Raw genomic sequence first — 16,924 nt, 5'->3', positions numbered from 1 at the left:
AGCATACGTGCAGCATGCGTGAAAATGGCGCGAGCGCCCTGCCAGCTGTCGGCTTGCCGGCCGGTTCATCAAAAACAAAAAAGGCGCACTCCGTGGAGTGCGCCTGGTGCTCGGGTCGCCGCCTCGCCTCGGCGGCCCGGCATTCGCAGCAGCTGCGCTTACTTCTTCGCAGCGGTGACCTTCAGGCCGGTCGACTTGACGCTCTTGACGCCCTCGATGCCCTTGGCAACGGCAACGGCCTTGTCATGCTCGGCCTGGGTGGCAACCGCGCCGGTCAGGGTCACGATGCCGTTCTTGGTCTCGACCTTCACGTCGGTACCCGAGACATTGTCGGTCGCCAGCAGGTCGGCCTTAACCTTGGTGGTGATCCAGGTGTCGGTGACCGGCTTCTTGGACTCGTTCATGCCGGCAGCGTGGTCCTTGTGGTCGGCATGTTCCTGCGGTGCCGCAAATGCCTGCGACGCGCCGAGGGTCAGACCGAGCGACAGCGACAGAGCCAGCAGCTTGCGTGCATGCGTCATGTTCTTCATACCAAGCACCTCCTGTTGAATGTGGGCGCAGCTTGCGGTGGCGCTCGTCGAGCAGACGTGACCGTTGCATGCAGAGGTTGTGAACCCTGCGCACACGGGCAGGTGCAATACCATGCGGGCTCCCTCCGTCGTTGCGATGAACCGTTTTCAATGCCTAAACTGTTCAATCTGGCCGTCGTCGGCTATGGCTATGTCGGCCGCACCTTTCATGCACCGCTGATCGCAAGCACCCCCGGCCTGCAGTTGCACAGCGTGGTGTCGTCCAAGCCGCAACAGCCACAGGCCGACTTTCCCGGCGTCACCGTAGTGGCCGATCTGGACAGTGCGCTGGCCGATCCGGCACTGGATGCCGTGGTGCTGGCCACCCCGAACCACACCCATGCATCCTTCGCGCTGAAAGCCCTGGCCGCCGGCAAGCATGTGCTGGTGGACAAGCCGTTTGCATTGGATGCGGCGCAAGCGCAGCAGATGGTCGATGCCGCCGATGCGGCGGGATGCATCATCAGCGTGTTCCAGAATCGCCGCTGGGATGCGGACTTTCTCACCGTGCGCCGGCTGATCGAAGAAGGCCAGCTGGGCGAGGTGGTGGAATTTCATTCGCACTTCGACCGCTATCGCCCGCAGGTGCGCGACCGTTGGCGCGAGAGCGACAGCCCCGGTGCCGGACTGTGGTACGACCTGGGCCCGCATCTGCTCGATCAGGCAATGCAGTTGTTCGGTATGCCGCAGGGCATTGGCGCGGATCTGCAACGTCAGCGCGACCAGGCGCGCAGCGTGGATTATTTCCACGTCACCCTGCACTACCTTCGGCTGCGCGTGATTCTGCACGCGGGATCGCTGGTGGCCGATGGCCGCCTGCGCTTCGCCGTGCATGGCACGCGCGGCAGTTATCTCAAGCACGGCCTGGATACGCAGGAAGACCAGCTGCGCGCCGGCCGTCGCCCCGGCACGGTCGGCTGGGGCGTGGACCCGTTACCGGGCACGCTCACCCGCGTCGATGACGAAGGCCGCGTCCACACCCATCAGCCCGACAACCTGCCGGGCGACTATCGGCAGTGCTACGCCGCCTTTCGCGACGCGCTGGCAGGCACCGGCACAGCGCCGGTCAGCAGCAGCGATGCGGTGCAACTGATGCGGTTGGTGGACCTTGCGCAACGCAGCGCTGCGGACGGCCGAGTGCAGTGGCTGGATGCCGCGCGCGGTTGATCACGCTGCAACGGTTTTGCACTTCCAACAGCGCGCGCCGTAGTCCCGGCGCGCACCGTGGTTGCATCCAAGTCCTTACGCGTCCTTGCTACCGATAGTCGGCGCTGCCGGGGTGGTGGTCATCACCGCGTGGCCGCCGAATTGGTTGCGCATCGCTGCGAGCAGTTTGTCGGTAAACGAATCCTTGTCGCGCGAGCGCAGCCGTTCCATCAGCGACAACGTGATGACCGGTGCCGAGACTTCCAGATCAATCGCTTCGGCAACCGTCCAGCGGCCCTCGCCCGAATCGGCCACGAACGGCGCGATGCCGGCCATGGTCGGGTTATGCGTCAACGCATCGGCCGTCAGGTCCAGCAACCACGAACGCACCACGCTGCCATCGCGCCAGATTTCGGCAACCTGGTGCAGATCCAGCGCAAAATCGGCCTTGTGCTGCATCAGCGCGAAGCCTTCCGCATAGGCCTGCATCATTCCGTATTCGATGCCGTTGTGGACCATCTTGGTGAAGTGGCCTGCACCGCTCGGGCCAACCCGCCCCCAGCCCTTGTCCGGCGCCGGTGCGAGCGTTGCCAGGATCGGATGCAAGGCCGTCACCGCCGCTTCGTCGCCACCCACCATCAAGCTATAGCCTTCCTGCAGACCCCAGATGCCGCCGCTGGTGCCGCAATCGACAAAGGCAATGCCGCTGTCCTGCAGCAACGCCGCGCGCCGCTGCGAATCCTTGTAGTACGAATTGCCGCCATCGATGACGATGTCGCCGGCCTGCAGCAGGGGCAGCAGCTGCGCCAGCGTGTCATCGACGATCTTGCCGGCCGGGACCATCAGCCACACCACGCGCGGGCTCGGCAATGCGGACACCAGCGCTGCCAGCGCATCGGCGGTGACGATGCCCTTGGCTTGCGCGCTGGTGCGCGCGTTCGCGCCCGGATCGTAGCCATGCACGCGATGCCCGCCATTGACCAGGCGCTCGGCCATGTTGGCGCCCATGCGGCCTAGTCCCACCATACCCAGTTCCATAATCGCTCCTCATGATCTGATCAGTGCAGGGTGCCACGCTCGGCGTACGCTGGCGTGGCGGAATTCTCAATGGATTGTTCCGCGACGGTGGCGGCGCTGCACTGCTGCAGCTGCCAGTCGATCCATCGCCAGTACAAGGTGGTGCGCAGATTGTGCAAGGTCAGGTCGATGGCATACGGCGTGCGCGGGTTACGGTCGAGCAGGCGTGCCACGTGGTAGCCGATCGGCTTGGTGCCCTTGGGGTGCACATAAACCCAAAAGCCTTGGTAGAACGGGTCGTCCAGCAGCGCCTGCAGCTGCTGCAGCTGGGTCTGCTGCTGCGGGTCGAGCGTGGCGCGCAGCGCTGGATCACGCTCGTAAAGCAGGCGCTCGAAGCGGCGCTTGCCTGGCCCGCGCAACTGTTTGGCCAGCTCCCAGATCTGCCGGTTGCGCGCGTCGTAGTACGCAAAGCCACCGTGCTGCGCCAGCGCCTGCGCGGCTGCATCACTGACATCCACCACCACGAAATTCTCGGCCTGATTGTGGATGTCATCCAGGTAGGACTTATCGAACACATGCGCGATGAAGCCTGGTGCGCCCACGAACGCCTGCCGCCCGAGCTGTGAGGTTTTCACCGCCTTGCCGTCGGCAAAGAAGTCGCCGGCATGCGTACCGAGCAGGATGCTGTCGGTGTCGTGCAAGGTCAGGAACGTGCCGATCGACAATTCGCCAGGCGTAAATACGTCATCGAACCCGGCATCGCCGAACAATTCGCGCTGGGTGGCGAGCTGAGCCACTTGTCGGCCCACGCCGCACTCGGAACGCACCTGGCCGCGGTAGAACGCATCCAGCGCCCGCGCATTGCTGCCGCGCGGCTGATACCCGCGACCGAAACTGCGAAAACCGCTCCAGCCCTGCGCCGCTGCGCCACGCCAGCCGAATCCGACCCAACCCAGCTGCAGCGCCGAGAAGCGGTAGCGCGGGTTGTTCTGCAATTGCGTGACCGCGCGGCGGGTGGCTGCACCGAGTTCGAACGCGTAGGCGCAGTGCGTGGCTGCATCGTCCAGCACAGCGGTGAGCGCTGCGCCGCGCTGTCGCGTGTCCCAATCGGCCGGAAGCGTCAGGTGCAGATCGCCGGCGGCCTGCGCCTGCGCAAGCGTGCCGCGCGTACACGGTTCACCACGCTTTAGTACCGGTTCGCTCACTGCGGCCCGTTGGATGGTCCAGCCCAGCCGTCGCAGCAGCGCTTCCAGGCACTCTGCGCTGGCAGCACGTGCGGTCTGGCTCGGTGCAGCATCGGCGACCTGCAGCAGTTGCCCCGCCAGCAAACCGCTTGCACATGCCAGCGCAGCAAGCCGGCGCAGGCGCGCATACCGCGGAGGCATCGGCGCCGATGGTGCGCGCGATGACGAACTGCCATGCGCGTGGACAACACTCATCGATGGCATACGCAATGAATCGTCGGCACGACGTCACCCTCAAACGTAGCAAGCCCCGGCATGGCCGGGGCTTGCAGGACTCAACTTAGACCAATCGCCGCACCGAACTTCAGCGACGTTCGCAGACGCGCTCAACTTGGCGATTGCCGTTGGCCTGCTGGCGATTGCCCTGAATGGTGCGGCCTGCCGCGCCACCCGCCACGGCACCTGCCACGGTCGCCAGCTTCTTGCCGTTACCGCCGCCAACCTGGTTGCCCAACAGGCCACCGATTGCAGCGCCGGCCAGCGTACCGCCGATGCGGTTCGGGTCGGTCGAGTTCTTTTGCACTTCGACATTGCGGCAGCGCACGCGGGTGCCGTCATTGAACCTGCGACCTTCGTCCGCTTCCGTATAGCGCTGCTGATGCGCGTAGTTTTGAGCCTGTGCGAAAGTGCTCGTCGCCATCAGGCCGATCAGGGACATACCCAGCAGGGAGGTGCGCATTTTCATCGTTTTTCTCCACGTTTCTCGCTCGGCGAGGCATGGGCGCACTCTGGCCGCTGGGTCGAGAACACAACGTGAAGCGCGCAGTCGCTATTCAGGCTTTGGAGCGGAGCGTGAACCGCGCCGTCACGGCTGCGTGGCAGGCTCGGTTTGCGGCACCTTCGCCGGTGCCGGTGGGGGGTCTTGCGCTTCGACGGGCAATGGCGCAACCGGAGGCTGTGCAACCGTGGTAGGAGCTGCAGCAGGAGCTGCCGACGTCGTGGTGGTTGCGGCAGGCGCGGCCGGAGCCGCAGCTGCCGGCGCTGGTGTGGCTGCAGGCGCAGGCGGTGCACTCACCGCAGCAGGTGCCGCTTCGGTGACCTTGGGAAGATACGAATTCAGGCGTTCGAAAAAGCGCTTGTAGAAAGCCGCATCCTGCACCGTGGTGCTGGATACGCGCACCAGCGAATCGCCGCTGCTGCCGACCGGCAACGATAACGAGCCCAGCACGCCGACGCCCACGCTGGCCGAGGTGGAGCTCTTTTTCAGTGCGTAACGGTCCTGCAACGCACTGACGAACACCTGCGCCTTGTCGCCGTCCTGGCTGGCGCAGGAAATGCGCAGATTGAGTTGTTCGCTCTGGTCTGCTTCCTTGAGCTGAAAGTTCTTGCTGCCTTCCACCGCGGCGGCATCTGCGCGCGTGACGGCGTAGCCCTGACTCAACAGCACACGCCGCGCCGCCTCGCAGGCTTGCGGCGAACTGGCCGCCACGCTGCGCGAATAGGTGTCATCGGAATTGAACGACTCGCGCATCAGCATCGTGTCGCCCTTGCTGCCGCCGCAGCCAGCCAGGGTTGCCAGCGCGCCAAGCAGTGCGCCGCGCGCGATCAGGGAAGAACAAGACATAGGGAGATTCCGGCATCCAAAACCGGCACAGAGCATAGCGGCAACCCGTGTGCGCGCGGCGTCGCGCTGCCGGGTCAGGGCAACGGCGGTTCATCCACTGGCAATTGCAGGTCGACCTGCAGGCGGCGGCCATCGGCGCCGATGCGCTCGGCACGCAGGTAGTGGTGCGCACGCACCACCGCCAGTGCCACCGGCGCCCGGCACGGTTCGCCCCACAGGCTCAACGCGAAGCCCTGCTGCTGCAGCCAGAGGGTGAGGCGGTCCCACAGCGCTTGTTCGCCACGCAGCATCAGGTCCAGATCGGCCGGGCCTTCGGGCACCGAGGTCGGCGACGCCAGCCAGCGCGCGTAGCTGCCATGCACCACGACCGGCAGGCCCTGTGCCTGCACCGCCTGCAGCAATTGCGCAGCCTGCTGCAGATCCAGCCGGGCACGACAATGCTGAAAAATCAATGCGTATTCGTGGCTGCGATCGCTCTGTGTCTTGGCATGCGCCAGCGCTGCGGCCGGACGCCGATAGCACAGCACCCGCTCCTCGCGCAGGGTGAACAGGCTGGCCAGGATGCGGCCCAGATCCCAGGCCTGCGGAATCACGCGGCCGCCGACCACCACGTTTTGCACCATCGCCACGCCCACGCCGTCAGGCCGCATCTGCTTGCGCAGCGCATGGAAGACCGCGCGCATGCCGGTCAGATAGCTGGCGTAATCGCTGCTCGCATAAAGCTGCCCGGGCAGCACGTCGCCATGCCAGTGGCAGCCGAAATACGGCACGTTGGTCAGACACAGGTCGATCGGGGCCGCAGGCGCGATATCGGCCAGGCTGCCGACCACCACCGGCGCCGCCACCGCATGCCGCGCCAGACGCATGCGTGCCAACTGCGCGCGTGCCGGATCGATTTCCATGCCATGCGCGTTGCGGCCTTCCAGCGCGGCCGCCAGCAAGGTGCTGCCAAAGCCGCAGAACGGGTCGAACACCTGCTCGCCCGGCCGGCTGAAATGGCGCACAAACGGGCGCATCTGATTGACCCAGCCACAATCGCGCCCGCTCAGCGGGTCGGCCGCGCGCAGATCGTCGGGCAGCGCCCAGGCAGCATCGTCCGGGGCCGGCGTCCACCAGCTGCGCTGATCGAACTCATCCATCGGTGGGCTCCCACAGCACATCGGCATCCGGATCCCAGCCCGCACAGAGACGGCCGTTGGCGAAGAACACCAGCTTGTACAGATCGCCGGTCGCGTGGCGCGCATGCATCGCGGCGTAGTCGGCGCTTTCGAAGACCATCTGCAAGCCCGTCTGATCGCGCAGCCGCACATTCCAGAAGTAATAGCCTTCGGTCAGGCCATCGGGTTGCCAGCGCGACCACCAGGGCTGCTGCATGCACTCCTCCAGCAGTGTGTCCACGCCCACGCGGTGCTCGCCGATGTAGCGCAGCGTGCCGTTGCTGCGATAGGCATCGTCCAACCGCGACAATTCCCGAAAGATCACCTGGCTGGCGCCGCAGCTGCGCGCCCACGCGATGTACTGCGCAATGGCGTCGGCATTGTCCACGCCACCGCGCTGCACGATGCAGACCAGTCGCAGCGGCAGCCGTGCTGCCAGCCGCCGTGCCGTCTGCACGAAAGTCGCCACATCGGCGATCGGCTCGTCGGGGCGGAAACGCATGATCGCGTCGTTGCGCTCCTGCAGCCGATGGTGACGCGACAGCTCGACCCACGACAGCCCGAACGCGACCAGCGCATCGATCAACCGCGTACCGTGCGCACGCGCCAGCCCGGCGCCGTTGCTGTACAGCACGCGCTGCTCGACGCGCGGGCCGTTGGGCGTGGTTGCCAGGGTCTGCAGCAAGGTCTGCAACCACGCCGCATCGTCGGTCATTTCCAGACCGGACAGCGAATACGACAACGGCACATCGCGCAGCAGCTGCAAGACAGCACTCAACTGCTGGAAATACGCAGGCCCGGGTCGCAACGTCGCTGCCGCGCGACCGCCGCCGTGCTGCCGCAGATTTTCCGAACAGAACCCGCAGCGCGCCGAACACGGCCGCACCGAGGCATACGGGGTAAAGGTGATCGGCAACGCTGCGCGATAGGTGCGCGCGCCGATGCGCAGCGCATGCCAGCGGCTGGCCTCGTCCTGCAGCGGCACGCGCCGCTGCAGGTGGGGTGCTGCGGCGCGCAGGCGCGCCAACAGCGCCGAAGCAGGCAACAAGGAGATGTCGTCGATGGAAGCGTGCATGGCGAACCCTGCGCGCCGCGCGTCAGCGACGTGCGGCGTTGGCACGCGCGCGCACCTGCTCCAGCGTCCACTCCTGTTGCGACACGCCGTTTTCCCACACCGTCACCAGCGCGTCTTCGCTGTCGGGGTAGGCGTCCATCTCATCGAGCAAGGCGCTGCGGTAGCTGCCATCGTTGCGGTTGCGCAGCAAGGTCAGGCGGCCGCGCTTGCTCTGCTTGCCTTGGTCGGTGATCGGGTCCTTGTAGACATCGACCCACTGCCCGTCCACGCGCACCGCCGAGCACTTCAACGCAAACTTCTGCGTGTCCCGGTCCACCTTCTGCAGCAACGCACCGCCCATACCGAAGGCGACATTGTCGGCGGCGTATCCGGCGGCGGTGATGCGCTCCAAAATCGCGCGCAGCGAGGTGGGATTGATGCCATCGCCCTGGATCACCCGCACATGGTTGAGCACCTTGTAGCCCTTGCCATTGACCTGATGGCCGAACGCCTCGTCCAGCAACAGCAGGCACTGCTCGACCACATCCACCGGGTCGCCCGAATCCGGACGAATCACCACCGTTGCGCCGGAGGCGATCACTTCCTCGCGCAAGGTGGTACCCCAATGCTCGGCAATGGCGCGGTAGATGTCGTAGCTGTCCGACACCACCGCCACGATCGAACCCGGACGCGCGAACTGCCTCAGCATGTTGCGATACGCATCCACCTCGCGCTCGCGGCCCCAGCTGGTGATGGTGCTGTGCTCGGCAGCGGGAATCGAATACCCGGCCACCGGCGTGTGGTAATGCGCACGCGCCAGCAGCAACGCCGACAAGGTGTCGGTGCCGAGAAAGTTCACCAGATGCGCGGCACCGCCCAACGCGGCCGAGCCAAGACTGGACACGCCACGCGCGCCAAAATCGTGCAGCTTGAAAGGCAACTGCCCTTCCGGATCGTCGCTGGTGCGCTCCAGGTAGCCGCGCACGATCTGCTTCACCTGCCAGCTCACCGTGGCCACCGTCACCGGGTACCACACGCGCAGCAACAAGGTTTCCAGATACGACGGCACCCAGAATGCCTTGGCGTCGGTGGACTCGATGGTCATCAGCACGTTGTGCGTTGGCACCACCGCGCCCTCGGGCACCGCGCGGATGCGGATCGGCAACTGACCGCCAAGCCGGTCGACGATATCGCGCCAGCCGGCTTCGTTGAACGGCTCGCCATGCGCGGCCAGCAACGCTTTTGCATCGTCGATGTCGGCGTGCGTCACCGGCCGGTTGATCGCTTCCTTCAGGATCGACTGCAGGCCGAAGAACACGGTCTGCTCGTAAAGTCCGCCGCGTGATTCGACATAGAAAAACGACGCGTCGGTGCCGGGCGGATATTGCAGCCAGTGGCTGGCCTTGTAGCTATCGGTGTTGAGCAGCAGGTTATCGAGGTAATGCATGACGGAAGCTCCTTCGCGTCGAATGAACCGGCGGTCTGTCCGCCGGCGGGAGGTCACGGTTCAAGCGGTCACGGCATGTGCGGCCCTGGTGGTATCGCGGCAGCACGTCGTCGTTGCGCGCGTCAGCCACGGCCCAGGAAGAATTCAAGAATATGCAGGTGGTCTTCGTACAGGCGCGGGCCCATCGCCATCACTTCGGCGATCGGAATCCAGCGCGCCTTGTCGGCATCGTCGCCGCCGCGCACCGCAGGCAACTCGCCGGCCGGAAACTCGAAATGGAACGCATGGGTAATGGTGCGTCCGCGCTGACTGCGTTCGGGATGATCGAAGACCTGCTTGCCACGCAACGAGCCCTTGAGCACCGGCACCGGCAGCTTGAGCCGGGTTTCCTCGCGCAGCTCGCGCAGGCAGCAGTCCAGCAGTCCTTCCTCCTGGCCGACGAAACCGCCGGGCAATGCCCACAAGCCCTTGCCCGGTTCGGCGCGACGCCGCACCAGCAGCACGTGGCCCGAATGCACCACCACCGCATCGGTGGTCACGAACGTCGGCGGATATGGCGCGTCTTTCCACGCAGCACGGTATTGCTCGATGAAGCGGTATTCGGCCACCAGCTGCGCGTAGCTGGGGGAATTGCGCCGGAACGCTTCCAGCATGTCGTAGACGGGCGCCGGCACATTGCCGCGCAGCATCAACAGGCCGCCGTGAAAACCGATGTCGCCGGCTTCGAACAGGTAGCGGCGCAATTCGGTGGCAGACAGCGTTGCGGTGTGTTGCACATCTTCCAGCGGCCACTGCGGAAACTCACGCAGGTAATAACTGCTGGCATCCTTGTCCATGCCGATCAGGCCGATGTTCGCATCCAGCGAGCCGCCATCGGCTTGCACCGCTTCGGCAACCTGCCGCTGCACTTCGGCAATCCACAGGCTTTCGTTGTAGAGATGGTCGCGTAGCGGGCGCACGATCAGCCGCGCAGTTTCGTCCGGCAACGCGGATTCGATCATCACCGCACGTTCGGCGACGGTCCAAGGATTGCGAATGGTGCGCGGCGTGTCGGCCGAGCCGATCAGCACGATGAGCTTTTTCGCCTTGCCCAGCGCATGGCGGGCGACGGCGGCGTGGCCGTTATGAAAGGGCTCGAAACGCCCGATGAACACGAGATAGTCGTACGGTGTTGCCATGAGAATCCCTCACGGTTGAGTGGTGAGCCGGCGGTCTGTCCGCCTGCCTGGTGCAAATGCTACGCCGATGCCCGATGGCGTCAAGCGGCCAATTGCCTCTGCATCGGTGGTCGTCGCCGTGACGCAGCGGTCATCATCTCTGGCTAGACTCGGCGCTCTTGTTCTTCAAGGAATTTCCCTGCATGCCACGCTCCATCGCGCAGGTGCTGCGCCGCCTTCTCGCAATCGGTACACTGTTGTGTATCGCCTTACCCGCGCTGGCTGTCACGCCGGCTGCGCCACTGCGGGTCATGTCGTTCAACGTGCGCGTGCCGGCCGATACCGATGGCGACAAACGCTGGCAGGTGCGTCGCGCTGCCATGGTCGCGTTGATCAAACAGACGCATCCGGACGTGTTCGGCACGCAGGAACTGGTGAGCGAACAGGCTGCCTTTCTGGCCGAACAGTTGCCCGACTACCGCTGGTTCGGCCAGGGCCGGCGCGGCGATGACAGCGACGAGCACATGGGCGTGTTCTACGACGCGCGTGTACTGAAGGTGGTGGAGTCGGGCAACTTCTGGCTGTCCGACACTCCCGAACGCGCCGGCAGCATTACCTGGGGCAATGTGCTGCCACGCATGGCCACCTGGGCGCTGTTCGAGCGACGCAGCGACAAACGCCGCTTTTATCTGTTCAACACGCACTTTCCGTATCGCGATGAGGACGAGCCCGCCCGCGAGCGCAGCGCGCGCCTGATCCTGTCGCGCATCGCGCAGTTGCCCGCCACTGTCCCGGTGGTGCTGACCGGCGACTTCAACAGCGATCCGGACAAAATCACCTACCCCACGCTGACCGCGGTACTTCGCGATGCACGTGCACAGGCCAGCAAGCGCAGCGGGCCGGAAAACACCTTCCAGGACTTCACCACGCACCCGACTCGGCGCATCGACTGGATCCTGTATCGCGGATTGCGTCCTACCCGCTTCGCGACCCTGGACGATCGTCCCGGTGGCATTCTGCCGTCGGACCATTACCCGGTGATGGCCGAGTTCGACTGGCCACGCTGAGGACAAGAGCGCGCAAGAGCCAGCGGCCGGCAGCCGGCGCGCGCGCCGGCGGTGACACGGTCCAGCCGATGCACGCAGCGCTGCGGTGATCAAGCCGGGTGAATGCCGGCGTTCGCGGCGCTGGCCTGTAGCCATTCCAGCAAGGCCTGCAGGGTGGCCGAGGGGGCGTCGCGCCAGATGATGGACAGCTCGCGCCGCGCCCAGGTTTCCTCCAGCGGTACCGCCGCCAGCTGCTGCCTGACACTGGAGCAAGCCAGCGCCGCGTGCGGCACGATGGCCACACCCACGCCGCGTGCCAGCATGCGGCACAGCGTTTCGATGCCCGGCACGCGTGCGCGGATGCGCAGCTGCACGCCGGCACGGGCCAGATGCGTCCGCAGGTGGCGCTGCAAGGCGTTGTCGGCCGATAACGCCAGCAACTGCATCGGCGCGATATCGGCCAGGCGCAGGCTGCCGGCGCCGGCAAGCCGATGGCCGGCAGCCACCGCGACCACCAGGCGATCCTGCCGAAACGGGCGCCGTTGCAGGCCGGTGAAGTCGGCATGCCCGGCCACCACGGCCAGGTCGGCACGTTCGTCGCGCACGGCATCGGCCGCCTCCTCGCTGCCCCATTCGGCCAGGGTCAGGTCCACCCGCGGATGGGCCAGCAGAAAATCCGCGACGCACTCGGGCAGCCATTCGGAGAGTGCGGCGGTGTTCGCGGCCAATCGCAGGGTGACCTGTCCACCAAGACCGTAATCGCCAAGCTCGCTGCGCATCGCCTGTTCCTGCCGTGCCAGCACCCGTGCATGACGCAGCAGGACCTGGCCGGCGGCGGTGAGCGTCACGCCCCGCCGGCCACGCTCGAACAGGGCCGCGCCGACCTGCAGCTCCAGCGCGCGAATACGCGCACTGGTGGCCGCCAGCGACAGCGCCACGCGGTCGGCGCCGGCGGTGATGCTGCCGGTATCGGCCACCGCAACAAAGATCCGCAAGTCGGTGAATTCCACCTGCATCTGCACTTCCAGCCTTCGGTGTGGCCGAAGTCTGCCTCAAACAAAGACAGCTTGCCGGGCACCGCCACCGCGCCGATGCTGCTCCCCATGAATGAAGACGTCTCGCAGCTGGTCATGGTTGCCGCGGTATTCCTGCTCGCTGGCGCGGTCAAAGGCGTGGCCGGCATGGGGCTGCCAACGGTGGCAATGGGGTTGCTGGGGCTGTGGCTGCCGCCCAGCCAGGCCGCCGCGCTGCTGGTGCTGCCTTCGTTGGCGACGAATCTGCAACAGGCCTGGGGGCCAGCTGCGACCGAGCTGTTGCGGCGTCTGTGGCCGGTGCTGGCCATGGTAGTGGCGGGCACCTGGTTGAGCGCCGGGTTGATGATTGGCGGTCATCCGCGTTACTTGCGCGGCGCGCTTGGGGTCCTGCTGGTTGCCTATGCCCTGCTGGGGCTTGCCCGCCGGCAATGGACCCTGCCGCCACGTCACGAGCGCTGGAGCAGCCCGCTGATCGGCCTGGTCGGTGGCCTGCTCAATGGCGCCACCGGCGTGCTGGTCCTCCCGGTAGTGCCGTACCTCTCTGCACTGGGCCTGCCACGCGAGGTGTTGATCCGCGCACTGGCCGCGTGCTTCGGTACGGCAACGCTTGCGCTGGCCATCGCACTGGTCTGGCACGGTGGCGTGCCGCTCTCGGCCGGCCTCCCATCGCTGCTGGCGTTGCTGCCCACCGCGCTGGGAGTGTGGGCCGGTACGAAGCTGCGACGCCGCATCTCTCCCGAGGCATTCCGCCGGATATTTTTCGGCACCTTGCTGCTGCTCGGCCTGCAGGCCTGCTGGCCTGCTGGCAGGCCATCGCCTAAGACGCTGCCAGCGGCAACACTACTGTGCAAATGAAAACGCCACCGGCAAGCGGTGGCGCCCATGCATTGAATCGGCAGTCTGGCTCAGTCTGCCCAACGTCCCGGTGCGGTCGACTTCGGCAGCACCTGCGCCGACAACGGCTTGTCCTGCGACAGCAAGCCCAGCGCATCGGCCAGGATGGCCGCCGACTCATGCAGCAGCGGATCCGGACGCTTTTCGGCGGCCTTTTCGCGTGCAGTGTCCTTGACGATGTCGCGCTCGTTACCGGTCAGGCCGTCGTCGCTGTCTTCGGCAAGCGGATCCAGCGGCAGGCCGAGTTGCTTGCGAATCTGCTGGCGATCCTTGCGTTGCTGATCCTGCTTCTGTCGCTCGGCAACGCGCTCGGCCTCATTCAACGAAATGTACTTCTTGGCCTTTTCGTCGCGGAACTGCTTGACGTCTTCTTCCCACCACTGGAATTCCTTGTCGGTGGCGATGCGCGCAGTGTGCAGAGCCTGCAACTTGGGCAGCAGCGGTGCGAAGTTGCCGTACTGGGTGTGCGGCGCAGCGGCGATCCGCGTCCACGGCAATGCATTGTCGTAGGTGCTCTCACCGAACTCGGTGGCATCCACGCTGGCCGGGAAGGCGATATCCGGCACCACACCCTTGTGCTGGGTGCTCGAGCCGCTGACGCGGAAGAACTGCGCGATCGTCAACTTGACCTGCCCATACCGCTGTCCTTCGGCAGCAGGCCAGCGATCCAGGTCGACGATGTTCTGCACGGTGCCCTTGCCGAAGCTGGTTTCGCCGATCACCAGACCACGCCCGTAGTCCTGGATGGCACCGGCAAAGATCTCCGATGCCGACGCCGAGCCGCGGTTGATCAAGACAGCCAGCGGGCCGTCCCAGGCGACCTTGGGGTCGCTGTCGCCGTTGACGGTGACGCGGCCGCCGGATTCGCGGACCTGCACGACCGGCCCCTGCTCGATGAACAAGCCGGTCAGTTCGATCGCCTCGTCGAGCGACCCACCGCCGTTGTTGCGCAAGTCGAGCACCACGCCATCGACCTTGTCGGTCTTGAAGCCGGCCAGCAGCTTGGCGACGTCGCGCGTGGCCGAGGCGTAGTCGGTTGCGTTGCGGCGACGGCCTTCGAAATCCTGGTAGAAGCCCGGCAGCTTGATAATGCCGATACGGCGCTGCGGCTCGCTGCCGGTGGCCGGCAAGGTGATGGTTTCGCCCTTGGCAGCCTGCTCGGCCAGACGCACCTTCTGACGGGTCAGGGTCACCGTGCGGTGCTTGCCGTCGATGCCCGACTCGGCCGGGATGTACTCCAGGCGCACCTGGGTATCCTTGCTGCCGCGAATCTTGGCCACCACGTCATCGATGCGCCAGCCGATCACATCTTCGATCGCGCCATTCTTGGACTGCCCAACGCCAACGATGCGATCGCCCGGCTTGAGCGTGCCATCCACCGCCGCCGGACCGCCCGGGATCACCTCGCGGATCACCACCATGTCGTCCTGCTTCTGCAGCTGCGCGCCAATGCCTTCCAGCGACAGCGACATCTGCTGATTGAACGTTTCGGCAGTGCGCGGGGTGAAGTAATCGGTATGCGGGTCGACGGCATTGGTATAGGCGTTGACGAAGAACTGGAACACGTCTTCGCCCTTGAGCTGCTTGACCGAATCGGCCAGTGCCACATACCGCTTGTCCAGCGTCTTGCGAATGTCGTCGGGCTTCTTGCCGGCCAGTTTCAGGCGCAGCCAATCGTTCATCACCGACTGGCGCCACAGCACGTCCAACTGCTTGTCGTCTGCAGCCCACGGCACGTCCTTGCGGTCGTACTCGAACTTGTCGTTCCCGCTGAAATCGAAGTCCTGCTTGAGCAGGTCGCGCGCGTACTTGACCCGTTGATCGACGCGCTTCTTGTAGACCGAGAACACCTGGAACGCCGGCTCCAGGTTGCCGCCGCGCAACGCGTCGCCCACGCCGGCCTGGAGCGGCGCGAAGCTGTCGATATCGGCCTGGGTGAAGAACTGTTTGCCGCCATCCAGCGTTTCCAGGTAGCGCTTGAACACGTCCTTGGACATCGCCTCGTCCAGCGTGCGCGGCCGGTAGGCATAGCGGCTGTCGGAGAGCAGGCCGTAGACGAGTTTGGTGGCCGTCGCCTGGTCGGGCGTGGCAGCGGCGGGCAGCGCAGTATCGGCGCGCGCAAGCAAGGCCATCGGAGTGGTCAACACCAGCGCCAGCAGGCCGGCCTTCATGCACGAAGAAACGTTGTAGGTCATCGAATGGCTCTCGGCACGAGGCCGACGAAAGAAGGGCGGTGAACGGATCAGACAGCATGACAGTGCCGAAAGTTGCTGGCGTTGTCATCCGCTGGCTGAATCAGCCTAGCGCCGGGCCTGTAGCGGATTGTGAACGAGACCGTACCTTGCGGCTGCGCGCCGCATGGGCCAGAGACGACACAGCCCCGCGCGATGCACGGGGCTGTGGTTGATTGGCATCGCGATATGGCCGGCCGTAGCGCGTCGCCACTGGTCGATCAGTGGCCTACCGACAACACGCAGGACCGGCCTGCATCGACGCACCCGCACCGCGGGGCTGGTTCAGACATCGATCGCACACGGGCAGCGGCAGTCGCCCGATTGCCTGTTACCGACTCAGGCGGCGACGCCAGCGCCTGCAGCCTGCCGATCGGCGTGGTACGAAGAACGCACCATCGGGCCGGAGGCGACATGACTGAAGCCCAGCGCATTGCCGTAGTCTTCCAGCGCCTTGTATTCCTCCGGCGTCCAGTAACGCATCACCGGATGATGATGCGGCGTGGGCTGCAGATACTGGCCGATGGTGATCATGTCCACATCGTGCGCGCGCAGGTCGCGTAGCGTGGCCTGCACCTGCTCCATCGTTTCGCCCAGGCCCAGCATGATGCCGGACTTGGTGGCGATGGACGGATGCTGCGCCTTGAAGCGCTGCAACAGCGTCAGCGACCATTGGTAGTCCGCGCCGGGGCGCACGTTCGGGTACAGGTCCGGCACGGTTTCGATATTGTGGTTGAACACGTCCGGCGGGCTCAGCGCCAGGATCTCCAGCGCGCGGTCCATGCGACCCTTGCCGCGGAAATCCGGGGTCAGGATTTCGATACGCGTGTTGGGCGAACTGGCCCGGATCGCCGCAATGCAGTCGACGAAATGCTGCGCGCCACCGTCGCGCAGGTCGTCGCGGTCCACGCTGGTTACCACCACGTACTTCAGGCCCATGTCAGCAACGGTGGCGGCCAGGCTGGCCGGCTCGCTCGCGTCGGGCGGCTTGGGCCGGCCATGCGCCACGTCGCAGAACGAGCAGCGCCGCGTGCAGACCTCGCCCAGGATCATGAAGGTCGCGGTGCCGTGGCTGAAGCATTCGTGGATGTTCGGGCAGCTGGCTTCTTCGCACACCGTGACCAGGCGGTTTTCGCGCAGCTTGGCCTTGAGGTTCTGTACCGCATTGCCGGAGGGAATCCGCACCCGGATCCACGACGGCTTGCGCAGCACCGGCGCATCGACGAACTGCACCGGCGAGCGGTTGATCTTGTCGCCACCGATCTGCTTGACGCCGGTCTGCAGCGGCGCAGGCGCGGCGGTGTCGCCTGAGACGACCTGCAAGGGAATGGAACGGGCGATAGGCTGGGTCATGACGATACGGG

At 65.6% G+C, this 16,924-nt stretch carries 15 protein-coding genes; 3 read left to right on the top strand and 12 right to left on the bottom strand.

Annotation, left to right across the window (positions count from 1 at the left end):
• Window positions 1-158 precede the first annotated feature (158 nt).
• On the bottom strand, window positions 159-530 hold the full coding sequence (locus ACCQ15_RS03545; protein ID WP_008572114.1) for a BON domain-containing protein: 372 nt from the start codon (window positions 528-530) through the stop codon (window positions 159-161).
• A 150-nt stretch (window positions 531-680) separates the two neighbouring features.
• On the opposite strand from ACCQ15_RS03545, the gene ACCQ15_RS03540 reads away from it, so the two are divergent.
• Window positions 681-1,736, top strand: a complete 1,056-nt coding sequence (locus tag ACCQ15_RS03540; RefSeq protein ID WP_372381226.1) for an oxidoreductase — start codon at window positions 681-683, stop codon at window positions 1,734-1,736.
• A gap of 75 nt (window positions 1,737-1,811) precedes the next feature.
• Here the strand turns inward: ACCQ15_RS03540 and gnd are convergent, their stop codons facing one another.
• From gnd to ACCQ15_RS03500, 8 genes are all read right to left on the bottom strand, one after another.
• Complete coding sequence (gene gnd, locus ACCQ15_RS03535; protein ID WP_011346352.1) at window positions 1,812-2,753, bottom strand: phosphogluconate dehydrogenase (NAD(+)-dependent, decarboxylating); 942 nt, start codon at window positions 2,751-2,753, stop codon at window positions 1,812-1,814.
• Window positions 2,754-2,773: 20 nt separating this feature from the next.
• A complete protein-coding gene (locus ACCQ15_RS03530; protein ID WP_372358451.1) occupies window positions 2,774-4,117 on the bottom strand; it encodes a hypothetical protein in 1,344 nt (447 codons plus the stop codon).
• A gap of 163 nt (window positions 4,118-4,280) precedes the next feature.
• Entirely contained in the window at window positions 4,281-4,661 is a 381-nt protein-coding gene (locus ACCQ15_RS03525) for a glycine zipper 2TM domain-containing protein (RefSeq protein ID WP_008572108.1), read from the bottom strand.
• A gap of 120 nt (window positions 4,662-4,781) precedes the next feature.
• Complete coding sequence (locus tag ACCQ15_RS03520) at window positions 4,782-5,540, bottom strand: DUF2242 domain-containing protein (RefSeq protein ID WP_014089337.1); 759 nt, start codon at window positions 5,538-5,540, stop codon at window positions 4,782-4,784.
• A 74-nt stretch (window positions 5,541-5,614) separates the two neighbouring features.
• The gene (locus ACCQ15_RS03515; protein ID WP_372381225.1) at window positions 5,615-6,679 is read right to left on the bottom strand and encodes a DNA methyltransferase; all 1,065 of its coding nucleotides are present in this window, start codon (window positions 6,677-6,679) and stop codon (window positions 5,615-5,617) included.
• Window positions 6,672-7,772, bottom strand: coding sequence for a hypothetical protein (locus ACCQ15_RS03510; RefSeq protein WP_372381224.1), 1,101 nt, complete (start codon window positions 7,770-7,772; stop codon window positions 6,672-6,674). Before ACCQ15_RS03510 ends, ACCQ15_RS03515 begins: the two co-directional genes overlap by 8 nt.
• 22 nt (window positions 7,773-7,794) lie before the next feature.
• The gene (locus ACCQ15_RS03505; protein ID WP_014089334.1) at window positions 7,795-9,198 is read right to left on the bottom strand and encodes a nicotinate phosphoribosyltransferase; all 1,404 of its coding nucleotides are present in this window, start codon (window positions 9,196-9,198) and stop codon (window positions 7,795-7,797) included.
• Between the two features lie 122 nt (window positions 9,199-9,320).
• The gene (locus tag ACCQ15_RS03500; RefSeq protein ID WP_008577907.1) at window positions 9,321-10,376 is read right to left on the bottom strand and encodes a bifunctional nicotinamide-nucleotide adenylyltransferase/Nudix hydroxylase; all 1,056 of its coding nucleotides are present in this window, start codon (window positions 10,374-10,376) and stop codon (window positions 9,321-9,323) included.
• 182 nt (window positions 10,377-10,558) lie between these two features.
• Between ACCQ15_RS03500 and ACCQ15_RS03495 the strand changes: the two genes are divergently transcribed.
• Window positions 10,559-11,422, top strand: a complete 864-nt coding sequence (locus tag ACCQ15_RS03495; RefSeq protein ID WP_122273587.1) for an endonuclease/exonuclease/phosphatase family protein — start codon at window positions 10,559-10,561, stop codon at window positions 11,420-11,422.
• An 89-nt stretch (window positions 11,423-11,511) separates the two neighbouring features.
• On the opposite strand, the gene ACCQ15_RS03490 is transcribed toward ACCQ15_RS03495, so the two are convergent.
• Window positions 11,512-12,417 (bottom strand): LysR substrate-binding domain-containing protein, encoded by a 906-nt coding sequence (locus tag ACCQ15_RS03490; protein WP_042774056.1) that lies wholly within the window; start codon window positions 12,415-12,417, stop codon window positions 11,512-11,514.
• Window positions 12,418-12,504: 87 nt separating this feature from the next.
• On the opposite strand from ACCQ15_RS03490, the gene ACCQ15_RS03485 reads away from it, so the two are divergent.
• Window positions 12,505-13,290, top strand: a complete 786-nt coding sequence (locus ACCQ15_RS03485; protein WP_372381223.1) for a sulfite exporter TauE/SafE family protein — start codon at window positions 12,505-12,507, stop codon at window positions 13,288-13,290.
• Between the two features lie 50 nt (window positions 13,291-13,340).
• On the opposite strand, the gene ACCQ15_RS03480 is transcribed toward ACCQ15_RS03485, so the two are convergent.
• Window positions 13,341-15,500 (bottom strand): tail-specific protease, encoded by a 2,160-nt coding sequence (locus ACCQ15_RS03480; protein ID WP_029818618.1) that lies wholly within the window; start codon window positions 15,498-15,500, stop codon window positions 13,341-13,343.
• A gap of 399 nt (window positions 15,501-15,899) precedes the next feature.
• A complete protein-coding gene (lipA, locus tag ACCQ15_RS03475) occupies window positions 15,900-16,913 on the bottom strand; it encodes a lipoyl synthase (RefSeq protein WP_218211122.1) in 1,014 nt (337 codons plus the stop codon).
• Window positions 16,914-16,924 lie beyond the last annotated feature (11 nt).

Source organism: Xanthomonas sp. NCPPB 1754, from assembly GCF_041475725.2.
Lineage (GTDB): Bacteria > Pseudomonadota > Gammaproteobacteria > Xanthomonadales > Xanthomonadaceae > Xanthomonas > Xanthomonas euvesicatoria.
This window is presented reverse-complemented; position numbering and strand designations above follow the sequence as displayed.

What these genes read in the sequence shown, in the direction of transcription:
- ACCQ15_RS03515 (WP_372381225.1), bottom strand. Translation starts at nt 6,679, where the DNA reads ATGGATGAGTTCGATCAGCGCAGCTGGTGGACGCCGGCCCCGGACGAT.
- ACCQ15_RS03510 (WP_372381224.1), bottom strand. Translation starts at nt 7,772, where the DNA reads ATGCACGCTTCCATCGACGACATCTCCTTGTTGCCTGCTTCGGCGCTG.
- ACCQ15_RS03525 (WP_008572108.1), bottom strand. Translation starts at nt 4,661, where the DNA reads ATGAAAATGCGCACCTCCCTGCTGGGTATGTCCCTGATCGGCCTGATG.
- ACCQ15_RS03505 (WP_014089334.1), bottom strand. Translation starts at nt 9,198, where the DNA reads ATGCATTACCTCGATAACCTGCTGCTCAACACCGATAGCTACAAGGCC.
- ACCQ15_RS03490 (WP_042774056.1), bottom strand. Translation starts at nt 12,417, where the DNA reads ATGCAGGTGGAATTCACCGACTTGCGGATCTTTGTTGCGGTGGCCGAT.
- ACCQ15_RS03480 (WP_029818618.1), bottom strand. Translation starts at nt 15,500, where the DNA reads ATGAAGGCCGGCCTGCTGGCGCTGGTGTTGACCACTCCGATGGCCTTG.
- ACCQ15_RS03500 (WP_008577907.1), bottom strand. Translation starts at nt 10,376, where the DNA reads ATGGCAACACCGTACGACTATCTCGTGTTCATCGGGCGTTTCGAGCCC.
- ACCQ15_RS03485 (WP_372381223.1), top strand. Translation starts at nt 12,505, where the DNA reads ATGAATGAAGACGTCTCGCAGCTGGTCATGGTTGCCGCGGTATTCCTG.
- ACCQ15_RS03545 (WP_008572114.1), bottom strand. Translation starts at nt 530, where the DNA reads ATGAAGAACATGACGCATGCACGCAAGCTGCTGGCTCTGTCGCTGTCG.
- ACCQ15_RS03540 (WP_372381226.1), top strand. Translation starts at nt 681, where the DNA reads ATGCCTAAACTGTTCAATCTGGCCGTCGTCGGCTATGGCTATGTCGGC.
- ACCQ15_RS03530 (WP_372358451.1), bottom strand. Translation starts at nt 4,117, where the DNA reads ATGCCTCCGCGGTATGCGCGCCTGCGCCGGCTTGCTGCGCTGGCATGT.
- ACCQ15_RS03520 (WP_014089337.1), bottom strand. Translation starts at nt 5,540, where the DNA reads ATGTCTTGTTCTTCCCTGATCGCGCGCGGCGCACTGCTTGGCGCGCTG.
- ACCQ15_RS03495 (WP_122273587.1), top strand. Translation starts at nt 10,559, where the DNA reads ATGCCACGCTCCATCGCGCAGGTGCTGCGCCGCCTTCTCGCAATCGGT.
- lipA (WP_218211122.1), bottom strand. Translation starts at nt 16,913, where the DNA reads ATGACCCAGCCTATCGCCCGTTCCATTCCCTTGCAGGTCGTCTCAGGC.
- gnd (WP_011346352.1), bottom strand. Translation starts at nt 2,753, where the DNA reads ATGGAACTGGGTATGGTGGGACTAGGCCGCATGGGCGCCAACATGGCC.